13 protein-coding genes are annotated in these 13,168 nt (G+C 32.7%); 12 read left to right on the top strand and 1 reads right to left on the bottom strand.

The genetic code is table 11. The features are described from left to right. The first annotated feature begins 283 nt into the window (after nt 1-283). From V3Z67_RS10770 to V3Z67_RS10825, 12 genes are all read left to right on the top strand, one after another. Nucleotides 284-1,114: a toxin-antitoxin system YwqK family antitoxin gene (locus V3Z67_RS10770; protein ID WP_330443309.1), complete on the top strand. Its 831-nt coding sequence runs from the start codon at nt 284-286 to the stop codon at nt 1,112-1,114. Next, entirely contained in the window at nt 1,107-2,321 is a 1,215-nt protein-coding gene (locus V3Z67_RS10775) for a hypothetical protein (RefSeq protein ID WP_330443310.1), read from the top strand. The genes V3Z67_RS10770 and V3Z67_RS10775 overlap by 8 nt, the downstream gene beginning before the upstream one ends. Then, the gene (locus V3Z67_RS10780; protein ID WP_330443311.1) at nt 2,296-2,628 is read left to right on the top strand and encodes a hypothetical protein; all 333 of its coding nucleotides are present in this window, start codon (nt 2,296-2,298) and stop codon (nt 2,626-2,628) included. Before V3Z67_RS10775 ends, V3Z67_RS10780 begins: the two co-directional genes overlap by 26 nt. Then, the gene (locus tag V3Z67_RS10785; RefSeq protein ID WP_330443312.1) at nt 2,618-3,118 is read left to right on the top strand and encodes a PulJ/GspJ family protein; all 501 of its coding nucleotides are present in this window, start codon (nt 2,618-2,620) and stop codon (nt 3,116-3,118) included. Before V3Z67_RS10780 ends, V3Z67_RS10785 begins: the two co-directional genes overlap by 11 nt. After that, nucleotides 3,108-4,226 (top strand): type II secretion system F family protein, encoded by a 1,119-nt coding sequence (locus V3Z67_RS10790; RefSeq protein WP_330443313.1) that lies wholly within the window; start codon nt 3,108-3,110, stop codon nt 4,224-4,226. Before V3Z67_RS10785 ends, V3Z67_RS10790 begins: the two co-directional genes overlap by 11 nt. 79 nt (nt 4,227-4,305) lie before the next feature. After that, a complete protein-coding gene (locus tag V3Z67_RS10795; protein ID WP_330443314.1) occupies nt 4,306-4,746 on the top strand; it encodes a type IV pilin protein in 441 nt (146 codons plus the stop codon). A 490-nt stretch (nt 4,747-5,236) separates the two neighbouring features. Then, nucleotides 5,237-6,634 (top strand): GspE/PulE family protein, encoded by a 1,398-nt coding sequence (locus V3Z67_RS10800; protein ID WP_330443315.1) that lies wholly within the window; start codon nt 5,237-5,239, stop codon nt 6,632-6,634. 6 nt (nt 6,635-6,640) lie between these two features. Then, nucleotides 6,641-8,551, top strand: a complete 1,911-nt coding sequence (locus V3Z67_RS10805) for a type II secretion system protein GspD (RefSeq protein ID WP_330443316.1) — start codon at nt 6,641-6,643, stop codon at nt 8,549-8,551. Nucleotides 8,552-8,556: 5 nt separating this feature from the next. Next, nucleotides 8,557-9,738 carry a PilN domain-containing protein gene (locus V3Z67_RS10810; protein ID WP_330443317.1) on the top strand — a complete coding sequence of 394 codons (1,182 nt, stop codon included), beginning with the start codon at nt 8,557-8,559 and terminating at the stop codon, nt 9,736-9,738. Further along, nucleotides 9,728-10,255 (top strand): hypothetical protein, encoded by a 528-nt coding sequence (locus V3Z67_RS10815; protein WP_330443318.1) that lies wholly within the window; start codon nt 9,728-9,730, stop codon nt 10,253-10,255. Before V3Z67_RS10810 ends, V3Z67_RS10815 begins: the two co-directional genes overlap by 11 nt. Next, nucleotides 10,239-11,204: a hypothetical protein gene (locus tag V3Z67_RS10820; protein ID WP_330443319.1), complete on the top strand. Its 966-nt coding sequence runs from the start codon at nt 10,239-10,241 to the stop codon at nt 11,202-11,204. Before V3Z67_RS10815 ends, V3Z67_RS10820 begins: the two co-directional genes overlap by 17 nt. Before the next feature lie 4 nt (nt 11,205-11,208). Then, nucleotides 11,209-11,724: a hypothetical protein gene (locus tag V3Z67_RS10825; RefSeq protein WP_330443320.1), complete on the top strand. Its 516-nt coding sequence runs from the start codon at nt 11,209-11,211 to the stop codon at nt 11,722-11,724. A gap of 169 nt (nt 11,725-11,893) precedes the next feature. On the opposite strand, the gene V3Z67_RS10830 is transcribed toward V3Z67_RS10825, so the two are convergent. Then, nucleotides 11,894-13,081, bottom strand: coding sequence for a glycosyltransferase (locus tag V3Z67_RS10830; RefSeq protein WP_330443321.1), 1,188 nt, complete (start codon nt 13,079-13,081; stop codon nt 11,894-11,896). Nucleotides 13,082-13,168 lie beyond the last annotated feature (87 nt).

The following is a 13,168-nucleotide window of genomic DNA, read 5'->3' on the forward strand; positions in this document are numbered from 1 at the left end:
TTCCCGTTAAACCCATACCTATAATCTGTACCGTTATAGAAACGGTTTGGCATCTGCATTCCGAAAGGATAGTAATCTAATCCCCTCTTTCCCCTTTATATTTAAGAACGTATGGCTTTTTTTATGTTTATAATTTATGCCTAATAATGCTAAAATCGGCACAAAAAATACATTAATAAAGCACTTTTTTATTCGTTTTATTTATGCTAAAGATATAAAATAATCTCTGTTTTAGGTTACAAAAAATAGTTATATTGGCACAGCCAAAAAACCAACCACACAAATGCATAAATATTTATTACTCATAGCAGCTTTCTGCTGTTTTTCTTTTGGAGTTTCATTAAAAAAGAAAATTTCCGACCCTGATTTTCGTTACGAATTCTATACTACCGATAAAGTTGTTAAACCGGAGTCTGACAGACACTATTACTGGTTTAAAGGCGGACGTATTCACAGTAGTGAATATGGTACGGGCGGGGAACTGCTTCACGACGAATTTTTTAAATACTATCACAGCAATCAGTTAGCTGAAGCCGGTAAGTTTAAAAACGGTATAAAAGAAGGATACTGGAAGTCGTGGTTTGAAAACGGTACATTACAATCAAAGGCCTACTGGAACGACGGGCAACTTGACGGAAGTTATTATGCTTATGACGAAACAGGAAACCTTGTTGAAGAAGGTCGTTATAAAAACAATAAAAAGCACGGACGCTGGATTAACTATATTAAAGGCGATACCCTTAAATATAAACGTGGTGAACTGGTTGTAAAAAAGGTTAAAGCTAAAGATACACTTACCAACGGGAATAAAAAACCGGGATTCTTTAAGCGTTTGTTCAGTAAAAAGGATAAACCCGAGGATAAAGAGGTTAATAAAACCCAGCAGCAGGTTAAACCAAAGTCGGCAGTACAGCAGGCCGGTGAGCAAGATAAGCAGAGCTTCTTTGGCAGGCTGTTCTCAAAAAAAGATAAAGGAGACAAAACCAAGCAACCTAAGCAACAAAAAGTAAAAAAAGAAAAGGTTAAGAAGCAATCTCAGCCTAAGGATGATAAACCGGGTTTCTTTAAAAGACTCTTTGGAAAAAAAGATAAAAAGCAGGTAAGTAATGGTTAGGGCTCACAGTTTACTGTATGCCATTTTTGTATGCCTTATTGTAGCTGTATTATGTGCTGGGTTGCTCTATGCGGCAAACCTGTATAATCAACTCAATGTTTATTATAATACTCACGAAGAGCTTTATATCCATAATCAGTCTCTGGTAAATTATGCATTAGGTGAAATGCAGGAATCGGGTTCATTGCCGTTAGATGAAAACGAGGGGATAGAGTCGGCTTACGAAACTAAACCATACGGACTTTTACAGCTTATAATCGCTCATTCCTTTATAGAGGGAGATACGGTTACGTCATCTCATTTTGCCGTTCCTAATACTGTAGATAAGACGTGTGTTTTTTTAACAAATATAAACCGACCCCTCACTTATTCGGGCGATGTGGTACTTGTAGGTAATAAAAAACTGCCTTCAATTTTTATAAAACCGATACATATTGATAATCGCCCTAATCATCTGGAAAAAGATGTAGGGCTGGTTCAGGTTTCCGAGACTAAACTTCCAGATATGAACCAACAGCTAAAAGATGCTTTCTCGATTAATTCAGCACAAAGCTTTGAGTTGCAGGAAGTGGTTAAAAGCGATTCGGTATTTTTTAATTCATTTCGCAATCCATTGCTTGAACTCAGGTTAAAAGGTAATGAGCTTGGTAATGTAAATATAAAGGGTAATGTGCTTATTACGGGTACCGACTCTATTTTGATAAAAAAAACAGCAAGACTTGAAGATGTTATTATAAAGGCATCAAGAATATATTTTGAAGAAGGTTTTGAAGGCACACTCCAGGCTTTTGCAGGAACAAAAATAGAAACTGCAAAAGGGGTAAAGCTTAATTATCCTTCTGCATTGTGTGTAAATAATACCTATGCTAATAAGGGAGGTATTTTGCTAAAGGAGGGGAGCGTGGTTAACGGGGTATTGGTTTTATGCGGAAATGAAATGCAAATGTTAGAAAATAACATTATGTTTATTGAAAAGGAAGGGTTGATAACCGGTAGTATATATTGTACAGGCAGACTTGTATTGCAAAGCGACGTAAACGGATCTGTTTATACAAACTGGTTTGTACACAAAACAGCATCTACCGGATATGATAATTGCTTGGCCGATATTGAGATAAATATTTTAAAGCGACCACAATTCTTTATACCATTACCACTACTTGATAATAGTAATAAAAGCTATGAAACAATTAAAAAGGTTATGTAAAGTACCGGCAAATTCGTTACTGGAATCGGTTATAGCTCTTACTATAATATCGGTGTGCCTGTATATAGCAATAATGGTATATTCGGCTGTTTTTGCCCCTAATACATCAATGAAGTTTTACAGTTCTCAAAATAAGATACAGGCTGCTTTTTTTGATATGCAGATAGGGCTTGATTCTTTAAAAGAAAAATATGATAATGAAAACTGGAGTATAGAAGAGGAGTTTACCGAAGGGAGTAAAAAAATTATCATTAAATACAGTGACAGTATTACTGAATACCCTGAAAAAGTTTTTTATGTACCCTGAGAGAAATAAAATACCGGCGTTTACTATTGTAGAAGCTGTGGTAAGTATGGCTGTAACGGCTATTATACTTACTATAGTATTTATCATATTTTCTGTTACATCACAGCGTTTAGACGATTTTAAAAAACAAAACGAAGGCATATCGGACCTTAACAGAATGAGCTATAGTTTAAATAAAGCTGTTTTTGAAAGTAGTAGCATGCAAATGCCTTCGGGAGATAGGTTAGTGTTTTCTGATTATAAAGAGAATGATGTAACATATTTTATTATGAAGGAATACTTTGTGAGAGCGCAGGGAGATTTTACAGATACCTTTCATTTACAAACAAAAAGAGTGTTTATAGAAGAATTACAGTCAGAAAACAAACCTTTTCGCTACCAGCGACTACATTGGGAACTTATAGTAGATCAACAAAAAACAGATATGTTTTTTTATAAAAAAGTATATCCTGAAGAACTTTTAAAGCCTTACCAAAAAAATGAGTTTTGATTTAAGTACATATAAGAAAGAAGAAAAAAAGCAACAGGGGTTCAATTTAAATACACAGGTAACTTTTGGAAAGAAGTTCTCAGATAAGAAAAAAGAACTTTTTTACCGTGAACTTGGTATGCTTTTAAAAGCAGGGGTTGATTTTAAAAAAGCCCTTGAGATACTTAGTAATCAAAACAAAAATAAATTTGAAAAAGATATTATTGATACTATAAAAGATAAAGTAGTTGACGGTAAAGGAGTTTATGAGGCAATGAAGGTTTCGGGACATTTTTCTCCTTATGAATATTATAGCATACAAATAGGTGAAGAAACCAGGAAACTGGAGGATGTACTTACTGAACTACAAAAGTTTTTTAGCCGAAAAATACAAATGCGGAGGCAAATAGTTAGTGTGCTTACTTATCCTGTAATTGTTTTACTGGTAACTTTTTTAGTGCTGTATTTTATGCTCACAAAAGTAGTACCTATGTTTAGTTCGGTATTCCGTCAGTTTGGTAGTGAGTTGCCTAAAAGTACTCAGTATATTATTAAACTGTCAAACAACTCAGGTTATCTTTTTACTGTAATTGCTATTGTGATTGCCGGTTTGGTAGCAGGACACTATTATTTAAAAAATAAAAATAGCTACCGGGGGCTTATGGCATCGTTGGTATTGAAAATTCCATATTTTGGGAGCCTTATCAGGAAAATTTATATTTCAAGGTTCTGTCAGGCAATGAATCTCTTAACATCTTCCAGAACAACTCTTATTGCTTCACTTAATCTTACATCAAAAATGATTGGATTTTATCCTATTGAAAATTCAATTGAGGATATAAAGAATGATATTACCCGTGGAGCATCTTTAAGTGAAAGTCTCAGAAAGCATAAAATATACGAAGATCGCTTGGTAACGATGATTGAAGTTTCAGAACATGTTAATCAGCTTGATGTCATGTTTGAGAAATTAAGTGATCAATATAATGAAGAAATTAATCACCAAACCAAGATGATAGGAGTAATTCTTGAGCCTATGATTATAATAGTAATTGGATTAGTAGTGGGCATTATAATGATATCAATGTATGCTCCAATGTTTGATTTAAGTAAAATTTTGCGTAATTAACTTTAGTTACCAATAGTTTTGTATTTTTGGCATTAAGATTGTCTTATTAATGATTTTCTTGTTATTTAAAAGTTAAATTATGCGAAAAAATTATTTATTTTTTAAATATTTTAAAAAGTTAAAAGCTGCTAAAGTTAAGGCGTATTCGTTAACTGAGATACTTATAGTGCTTTGTATTATAGGTATTTTATTGTTAATGGTGCTGCCAAACCAAACATCTGTAATAGGTCAAGCTAAAGCTATTGAGGCTCAGGCAATGCTTAATCAGGTTTATGGTTTGCAAAAAAGCAATTTTTATCGTTTTTCTAAATATTCAAACAGTTTGGAGGAACTTGGTTTTGAACAGGAGCTTACGGTAGACGAAGGCGGACAGGCTGTTTATAAAATTGAAATTATTGAAGCCAGTAATAACTCATTTTTAGCAAGAGCTACTTCTGTTTCTGATCTTGATGGAGACGGCAATTTTAATACTTGGGAAATAGATCATAAAAAAGTACTTAAAGAGGTAGTTAAAGAATAGTGGAGCTTTTGGTTATAATAGTATTGTTTTTATCTCTTTGTTTTGTTATTTATCAGGACATTAAATACAGGTATATTCATGTAATATTACCTGTTATTATATTTAGTTCGGGTTTATATCTTATAAAAGCAGATATTAAAATTCTTTTAGATGTTATGTTTCTAAATGTTCTTTTTTTTGTATTCGTTTTCTCTGTATTAGTTTTATATATGAGTGTTAAGCAAAAAAGAATACTCAATCCGTTTAAAAACTATTTTGGTTTTGGAGATTTACTTTTCTTTATGGCCCTTTCCCCGTTTTTTGTTCTGAGAAATTATATAGTATACTTTATAGCTTCTATGTTTTTTTCTATAGTACTTTACTTTGCTTTTAAGAAGGTTATAAAAAAAGAAACAATTCCGCTTGCAGGTTACGCTTCGGTTCTTTTTCTGTTTATTATAACTGCTGATTTTTTACTTGATTATTCACATATATCTTTATTAGACTAGTTATGGAGATTGTTGTAAGTCAGGAAAATCAGCACTTAATTTCGGGTGATATAGCCAACCATTACCGTGTACTGCCTAAAGACAGTTTAGAAGGGAATATGGCTTTATATATAGATGAGGCTAATAATACCGATGAAGTAAAAGATGAACTAGAATTGCTTTTAGGACAGGAAGTAGTTTTATTTTCTTTCCCTAATAATGAAATTGAAAAAGCGCTTTCGGTCTATTACAGGCAGGAAAGAGCTACGAATACTGCTAAAGATTTCACTATAGATAAAGGAGACTTTTTGGAGAGCCTGCTACAGGAGGCTAAATCGTTAAAAAGTAGTGATATACACTTTGAGGTATATGAAGAAAATGCCAGAATAAGGTTTAGGATTGACGGGCAATTAATAGAAAGATATAAAGTAGAGAAAGAGAATTATCTGGAACTGGTTAATAAAGTAAAAATCAGGTCTAAGCTAAATATTACAGAGAAAAGATTACCTCAGGATGGCAGGATTACAAATGATACTTTTGATATAAGGGTTTCCATTTTACCTACGCTTTTTGGAGAAAAAATTGTAATGAGGCTTTTGGGACAGGATGCTTCTAATATTGATCTCTCAACTTTAGGATTTCAAAAAGAAGAACTTTACTATTACCTGGAAGCGGTTAAAAAACCTAACGGAATAATATTAATTAGCGGTCCCACAGGTTCAGGTAAAACAACTACTCTCTATGCTACACTAAGGCTTCTTAATGATAGTAAGCGTAATATAGTAACTGTTGAAGATCCTATTGAATATACGCTTAAAGGGATTAATCAGGTTCAGCTTAAAGAAGATATAGGTTTAACATTCTCGTCTGCATTAAAGTCATTTTTAAGGCAGGATCCTGATATTATTATGCTTGGTGAGATAAGGGACTCTGAAACAGCATTAATGGCTATCAGGGCATCGCTAACGGGACATTTGGTTCTGTCTACCATACATACTAACTCTGCCTTTGGTACTATATCAAGACTAATTGATATGGGGGTACCTTCATACCTTATAGCAGAAACCCTAAATCTTTCAGTAGCCCAAAGGCTTGTTAGAAAACTGTGTCCAGATTGTAAAACAGAAGTTAACTGTGAGGAACAGGATTTTCCTAAAACATATAAAAAACCTTATAACCTAGAGAAAATATATAAACCTGTAGGCTGTAATAAATGTTATCACACGGGATATAAAGGCAGAAGAGCCATTTATGAAGTGGTGAATATTGATCATACTATAGCTCAGTCAATTAAAAATAACAATGTAGATAAACTTTATAATGAAGAAGAGTATAAGAGCCTTTCTGATAAAGCCTTTGATATTTTGGCAGAAGGGGAGACCTCATTAGAAGAAATTTATTCAATACTTGTAAACGTATAAAAAACCATGCCTAAAAAAATTTATTGCCTTATTGTGGCCTGTTTGATTAATCTAACATTACTTGCCCAGCAAGATCCTACAATTATAAGCGCTCAGTTAGATGAGTTTGCTAAAGAAAAACCAGGTATAAACGAGGTAATAAAAATAGATGTTTCAGGGCTTTCCCTGCATGACTTTATATCTACAATTGCTTTTGAGCATCACCTAAATGTTAGTGTTGACAGGGATTTAAATCAAATAGTAGATAATAACTTTTATGATGTAACCGTAAAAGATGTATTCCTGTTTTTAGCCGAAAAGTACCAGCTTGATATTAGCTTTATGAGCAACATTATTATTTTTAAAAAGAGGGAAGAGGTAAAAATAGTAGAGAAAAAACAGCCAAAATTAATTGATGTTGAATATAACCCTAAAAATGATTTTTTAACAGTAAGGCTTCAAAACGATTCATTAGTAAGTGTGGCTAAGGCTATTGTAGATAAGTCTAATAAAAGTATAGTGCTTGCGCCTAATGTTAAAAATGCTTTAATCACTTCCTATATTGTAAACCGCCCATTTGATCAGGTAATGGATATGATGGTTAAATCAAATGAATTAAAAGTTACTAAAGATGACAATGGGTTTTATTATATAGAAAAAAACCTTGCACCTATTGAAACACCTGATGCTATGAGTAGCACAGGAAGTAGGAAGCTAAAGAAATCCAGTATAGGTGAGCAGGGGTATTATGATGTAAAGCTTAACCAATATGGGTACCTTTCTGTAGAGGCCTATGCTGCAGATGCTGCTGAGCTTATTATTGAAGCGGCAAGTAAATTAAATATAACTTATTTTCTTTATAATAAGCCTGAAAATGAAAAAACCACACTTCTGGCAGATAATATAACATTTGATGATTTATTGGAGCATATATTTAAAGGAAAGAAATATACGTATAAAAAAGATGGTGATTTTTACCTTATAGGAGAAGAATCAACTAAAGGTTTACGTAAAACAGAAATTATCCAGTTAGAGAACAGGTCAATAGAATCAGTAATGATGTCGTTACCAAAAGTGTTTTCTGAAAATGTTGAGATAAAGGAGTTTGTAGAACTTAATGGTTTAATAGTTTCCGGTGCACAAACAACCATAGATGAGCTTAAAGCTTATATTAAACAAATAGATAAGGTTGTTCCGTTAGTACAAATAGATGTAATGATTGTACAGTATAACAAGGCCTATGATATTCAAACAGGTATTACCGCAGGTTTGGACAAAACTAAATATCCACAAACCAATGGAGTATTGTTTCCGTCAGGCGATGTTAACTTAAACGCTACATCAGTAAACAGCCTTATAGATGCATTTAATGGTCTTGGAGTTTTAAAGATAGGTAAAGTAACAGAGGCATTTTATCTTAATATGAAATTTTTAGAGGATAATTCTATTATAAAAATAGAATCTACCCCTAAAATTGCAACAATTAGTGGGCATGAAGCTAAACTGGCTATAGGGGAAACAAATTATTACTTTGAACAAAATAATCAGTTACTGGCAAACAATATCAATAATAATATATTACAGTCGGGGACATGGAAATCTACCGAGGCTAACCTGAGTGTTTCAATCAAACCATATGTCTCTACAGACGAAACGGTAACGCTTAATGTTGCAGTGGAGAAAAGTTCTTTTTTAGGAAGAGTAGGTCAAACAGCTCCTCCGGGAAAAGCAACACAACAGTTTCAGTCTCTTGTAAGGGTGAAAAATAATGAAATGATTTTATTAGGAGGTTTGGATGAATTGAGAAAAGAAAATACAGCCTCGGGTACACCATTATTGTCAAGGATTCCGGTTATAAGCTGGTTCTTTAGCGGAAAAAGAAAGTCGAAGTCAAACTCCAAACTTCATATTTTTATTAAACCAACCATAATTTACTAATTTAAATGTTGTCATTTTTATCAAAGGTTATAAAAATTAATAATGTAACTGTTTTAAGTTATCTTAAAACAGATGAAGGCGAAGACTGCCATACTATTACCCTGAGGAAAAAGGGTAATAGTCTCAGTGTGGTCTCTTCTCACAGTTATAAAGACCTGGATGATTTTCTTGATAATTATAATAGTAAACTTCCGGTTTTATTACTATTGGAGGGAAAAGGTGTTTTAAATAAAAAAATAGATCCTAAAAATACAACCGACTTAACCTGGAAAAAAAATATAGATTTTAATACGGTATATTTTACTGAACTTGTTACTTCTCAATACACCTTTTTATCATTTACACGGCGACATAATGTTGATGAAATAATTTCATTACTGCAAAAAAAAGGAATACATATTTTAGATTTTTACCTAGGTCCGCTTACCACTGCATTACTGCAAAATGCTATTGATGAAAATTTAATAACTTCAAACAATTCATTACTAGAGTTTGAAGGGGGAACGCTTATAAATCTTACAAAAGATGAGGGCAAGGAAAAAAATTATGCTATTGGTGATACACGTTTTTCTTCGGTACAGTTATCATCATATGGCGCAGGTATACATTTCTTTATAAAACAAAAGGAAATATCTAAAAGTTATAGTGAGCTTATAGATAATGAAGAGTTTATTTATAAAAAGAGCTTTAATTATCTTGCAATAGGTATGCTGGGATTGTTTTTTACTCTTTTACTAATAAGTTATTTTGGAATACAATATTATTCAGGACAAAATAATGCGTTAAATCAGGAAAATGTTTATTCCAACCAAACATATCAATATATTAAAAACTTAGAGGAGCAAAAAGAAAGTAAGCTTAAAATTTTAAACGATAGTGGTCAGCTTTCAGAGAAGTTTCTTACTTATTACGTTTATACATTGTCCTCCTCAATTCCTCAGGATTTATCAGTAAGCCAGATAGAGGTTTTCCCGGTTATAGGCGAAGTAAAACAAAATAAAAAGATAGAATTACAGTCAAACCAGATAATGTTAAAAGGAGCCACTTTTAACGAATCGTCTTTTAACGACTGGTTAAGACAATTAAAAAAGGTAGACTGGATAAAGGAGTTTGAGGTGCTGTCTTTTAAAAAAGACAAAAAAAATATGCAGCATTTTGAAATAAAAATATTAGTAAGTGATGTTTGATAAATATTCGTTTAAAATAAAATTCAGGGCACTTATTGCAATATTTTTCATTTTGCTGCTCACTTCCTATAAAAGGTCTTTTAGTACTCTTATAGGGGTTGTTAAGGAGAATTCTGAACTAAAAGATAAAGTAGCCGATTTAAAAAATACTTCTTCTGATTATAATTTGCTGCAATCACAAATAGCAGCTATAGATAAGATAATAGGAAAGGAAGGAATAAATAAAGAAAAGATACAGCAGGATATTATTGACTTTATTACCAGTAACGGTAAAAAAACCTCTATATACCACTTGCAGTCAATTCATGAATTTTCTGATGATAATTACCATATATATACAAATGAGGTAGATATAACAGGAGAACTCAATGATCTGTTAAAGCTGACCTATGATTTTGAAATAAAATTTAATAATTCCCGCTTAATAAGTATGAATTTCTACACAGCGAGAAAAACTAATCAAAGTGACATTTTACATTTAAAACTTATATTTCAGAACTATGAAAATAAAAAATAACATACTGCTTGCCATTCTTGTAATATTTACTTATGGTTGTGAAGATATATTGGAAGATGATATTACCAATGACAACATAACAATGTATTATCCATTAAATAATGCAGAGATAGAGAGCAATGCTGTTAACTTTCAATGGGCTTTACTTGATGGTGCAGACGAATACCGTATTCAGGTTTTTTCAGAAAGTAATAACATGGTACTTGACTCCCTGGTTAGCACGAATCATTTTATACAGCCTTTAAATCCGGGGACTTATCAATGGAGGGTAAGAGGAGAAAATTTTGCTTACGAAACGGCTTATACTTTTCCTGCTACATTTACATTAACTACATCTGATGACTTGACAAATCAGCAGATAGTTTTATCATATCCTTCGTCAGGCTTCTATACACAAAATACATCGTTAACCTTTTCTTGGACTCCTGTTAATGCTGCAGAATATTATGTTTTCCAGTTAATAAACGTTACAGCAGGTAATATTTTAATACACGAAGAGCCGCAGTTAAATAATAGCTCTTTTACACTTACAAGCGGTGTTATAACTGAAGACGCACAATACTCGTGGAAGGTTAAGGCTGTAAATTCGGAAAATGAAACCGAAACACAATTTTCAAGCAGGAATTTTTATATAGATACTACTATTCCAAATCAATCTCAAAACACTTTACCTCTTAATAGTACATCTATTACACAAAATACAGCGGTAAATTTTGCATGGACTGCACCAGGTGATACAGGGGTGATAACTTCGCCACTATTTTATACAATACAAATAGCAAACGATGTAAGTTTTAATACTATAATACAAACAGGAAATGTTACTACGCCTGCTTTTGAGTATACTTTTACATCGACAGGAGATTATTATTGGAGAGTTAAAACCAAAGATCAGGCTGGTAATGAAACGGGTTATAGTGATTATTTTACGATAACAGTAACAGAATAGTTAAGTGAAGAAAAAGATAAATGTAATATTAATTATAGTTGTTATAGCTCTTTGGGGAGGTATAGGGTATCGTTTTTTGAGTAATTATTTCTTTACTCCGGATCAACCCGTATTGAGAACATATTTTGATTCGAATACAGATATCGATAATATTTTTGTACAACGGGATACCTTTGTTATGGAACCTATTAAAAGAGATCCGTTTCTTAATAAGATTAAAAGTGATTCTAAGTCGATATTAGTTCGTAATAATTCGGCAAATAATACTGTGAAGCCTAAACAGGTTGTTACACATTCTAGTACCGAAATAAAAACATATTGGCCCAAAATTGAATATTACGGTTATATAAAATCAGGAGACAACAAAGAGCTGGTACTTTTAAACATAAATGGATCTGTAAAAAAAATGCACATAGGTGAAAATGGAAGCGGAGTTACTGTTAATAAAATATCCAGAGACTCAATAAAGGTTTCTTTTAATAAAGAAAGCAAAGTTATTAGACACTCAAGGCTTAATTAAAAAAGTTATTATTAACAGTACTAATCACTGGTTTTTAAAAAAAAGATTTAGTCAATATTGATGAGGCTTTAGCGCCGTAGTGATAAAAAAATAAAAACACCCATAATTGAGCATTATGGGTGTCATCATAAAAACCAAATCAACATTATGAAAAAAATTTACTGCTATTCTATCTGTAATGAAGGGCTATTTGCCCAATTTGTCCAACAATTTTAAAGGAATCTTTGAATGAAAGTTTAGACCCGTCGGCATGAATCCATCTGTTTAACGGTTTTTCACAAAGCATTTCCTGTGCTTGTTTGTTGCCGTATACTTTTTTCATTCGCATAAATATCTCTACATCAAATAACCATTTGGTTAAAAACTTCCTGTCAAATGTTTTCTCCACCACATCGGTAGTCATCACTTTTGCTCCGCATTGAGTATCCCTAAACTCCATTCCAAGTGTTTTCCTTATAATAAAATTAATGGACATACTTATTATTTTTCTGGCCGATTCTTTAGTAATATCGGCACCCATCCTGCTTATTCGGGAACCGCTTACCACTTTGTATTTTGAATTGGTTATGGTTTTTACCAAATCAGAGAAGTCATCAAAGTTGGTAGAAAGGTCGGCATCCAGAAATCCTATGTAATCAAACTGTTTCTGTTCTGCCAGATGTAGCATTCCAAGTCGTACTGCTTCGGCTTTTCCGCCGTTTTTAGCACAGTCGTAAACACTTATATGACTTTCATTTCCTTTTTGAAGCTCTTTAAGTAATGCAAGGGTATTGTCTTTGCTGCCATCGTTTACAAAACACAAATGATAACCAAGGTTTTTGTGTACAAAGCTTCTAAACTCTTCGCTTAAAAGTCTTTTTTCTTCATTATAACAAGGGATAACAACCCCAATGCAGGTGTTTTGAATGTATTGTTCTTTTATATTCTCTTTTTTTTGTATGTTAGTATGTCCCACTAATCTGCCTACTCTTATTCCTATTTCACGAAGGCTTAGGGGTTTTTTCATATAATCGTTAGCACCAAGCTCAAAGCCCGTAACTATTATATCTTCATCAACATTGCCCGAAAGTATTATAACCGGTGTATGCTGATTTTTTACAAATCGTATATACTTTAAAACTTCGAGCCCTGATACGTTACTTACAATTTCATTATAAGTATCCTGTAGGGGAACATGGTTAGACTGGGCAGACATATTAATATCTGTAATTACAAGATCGGGTTTAAAAATCTCATACTGCTCTATAGCATCATAAATGTTGTTTGAACATTTAACCTCGTAGCCCAATTCGGCAAGGCATCTCTCCAGAGATAGCAACACCAGTTGCTGATCGTCTACAATTAAAACTTTATTCATAATTCAGCGTATTAGTTGTTGTGATTTATTATCTCAAATTTATATTGATAATGAGAGTGTTATAAGTCGTTTTAGTTGAATAGAAGA

This window comes from Flavobacterium sp. C4GT6 (assembly GCF_036347315.1).
Classification (GTDB): Bacteria; Bacteroidota; Bacteroidia; order Flavobacteriales; family Flavobacteriaceae; genus Flavobacterium.

Excerpts from the sequence above, each read along its gene's own strand:
- V3Z67_RS10805 (WP_330443316.1), top strand. The coding sequence starts at position 6,641 with ATGCCTAAAAAAATTTATTGCCTTATTGTGGCCTGTTTGATTAATCTA.
- V3Z67_RS10775 (WP_330443310.1), top strand. The coding sequence starts at position 1,107 with ATGGTTAGGGCTCACAGTTTACTGTATGCCATTTTTGTATGCCTTATT.
- V3Z67_RS10800 (WP_330443315.1), top strand. The coding sequence starts at position 5,237 with ATGGAGATTGTTGTAAGTCAGGAAAATCAGCACTTAATTTCGGGTGAT.
- V3Z67_RS10810 (WP_330443317.1), top strand. The coding sequence starts at position 8,557 with ATGTTGTCATTTTTATCAAAGGTTATAAAAATTAATAATGTAACTGTT.
- V3Z67_RS10790 (WP_330443313.1), top strand. The coding sequence starts at position 3,108 with ATGAGTTTTGATTTAAGTACATATAAGAAAGAAGAAAAAAAGCAACAG.
- V3Z67_RS10780 (WP_330443311.1), top strand. The coding sequence starts at position 2,296 with ATGAAACAATTAAAAAGGTTATGTAAAGTACCGGCAAATTCGTTACTG.
- V3Z67_RS10820 (WP_330443319.1), top strand. The coding sequence starts at position 10,239 with ATGAAAATAAAAAATAACATACTGCTTGCCATTCTTGTAATATTTACT.
- V3Z67_RS10770 (WP_330443309.1), top strand. The coding sequence starts at position 284 with ATGCATAAATATTTATTACTCATAGCAGCTTTCTGCTGTTTTTCTTTT.
- V3Z67_RS10785 (WP_330443312.1), top strand. The coding sequence starts at position 2,618 with ATGTACCCTGAGAGAAATAAAATACCGGCGTTTACTATTGTAGAAGCT.
- V3Z67_RS10795 (WP_330443314.1), top strand. The coding sequence starts at position 4,306 with ATGCGAAAAAATTATTTATTTTTTAAATATTTTAAAAAGTTAAAAGCT.
- V3Z67_RS10830 (WP_330443321.1), bottom strand. The coding sequence starts at position 13,081 with ATGAATAAAGTTTTAATTGTAGACGATCAGCAACTGGTGTTGCTATCT.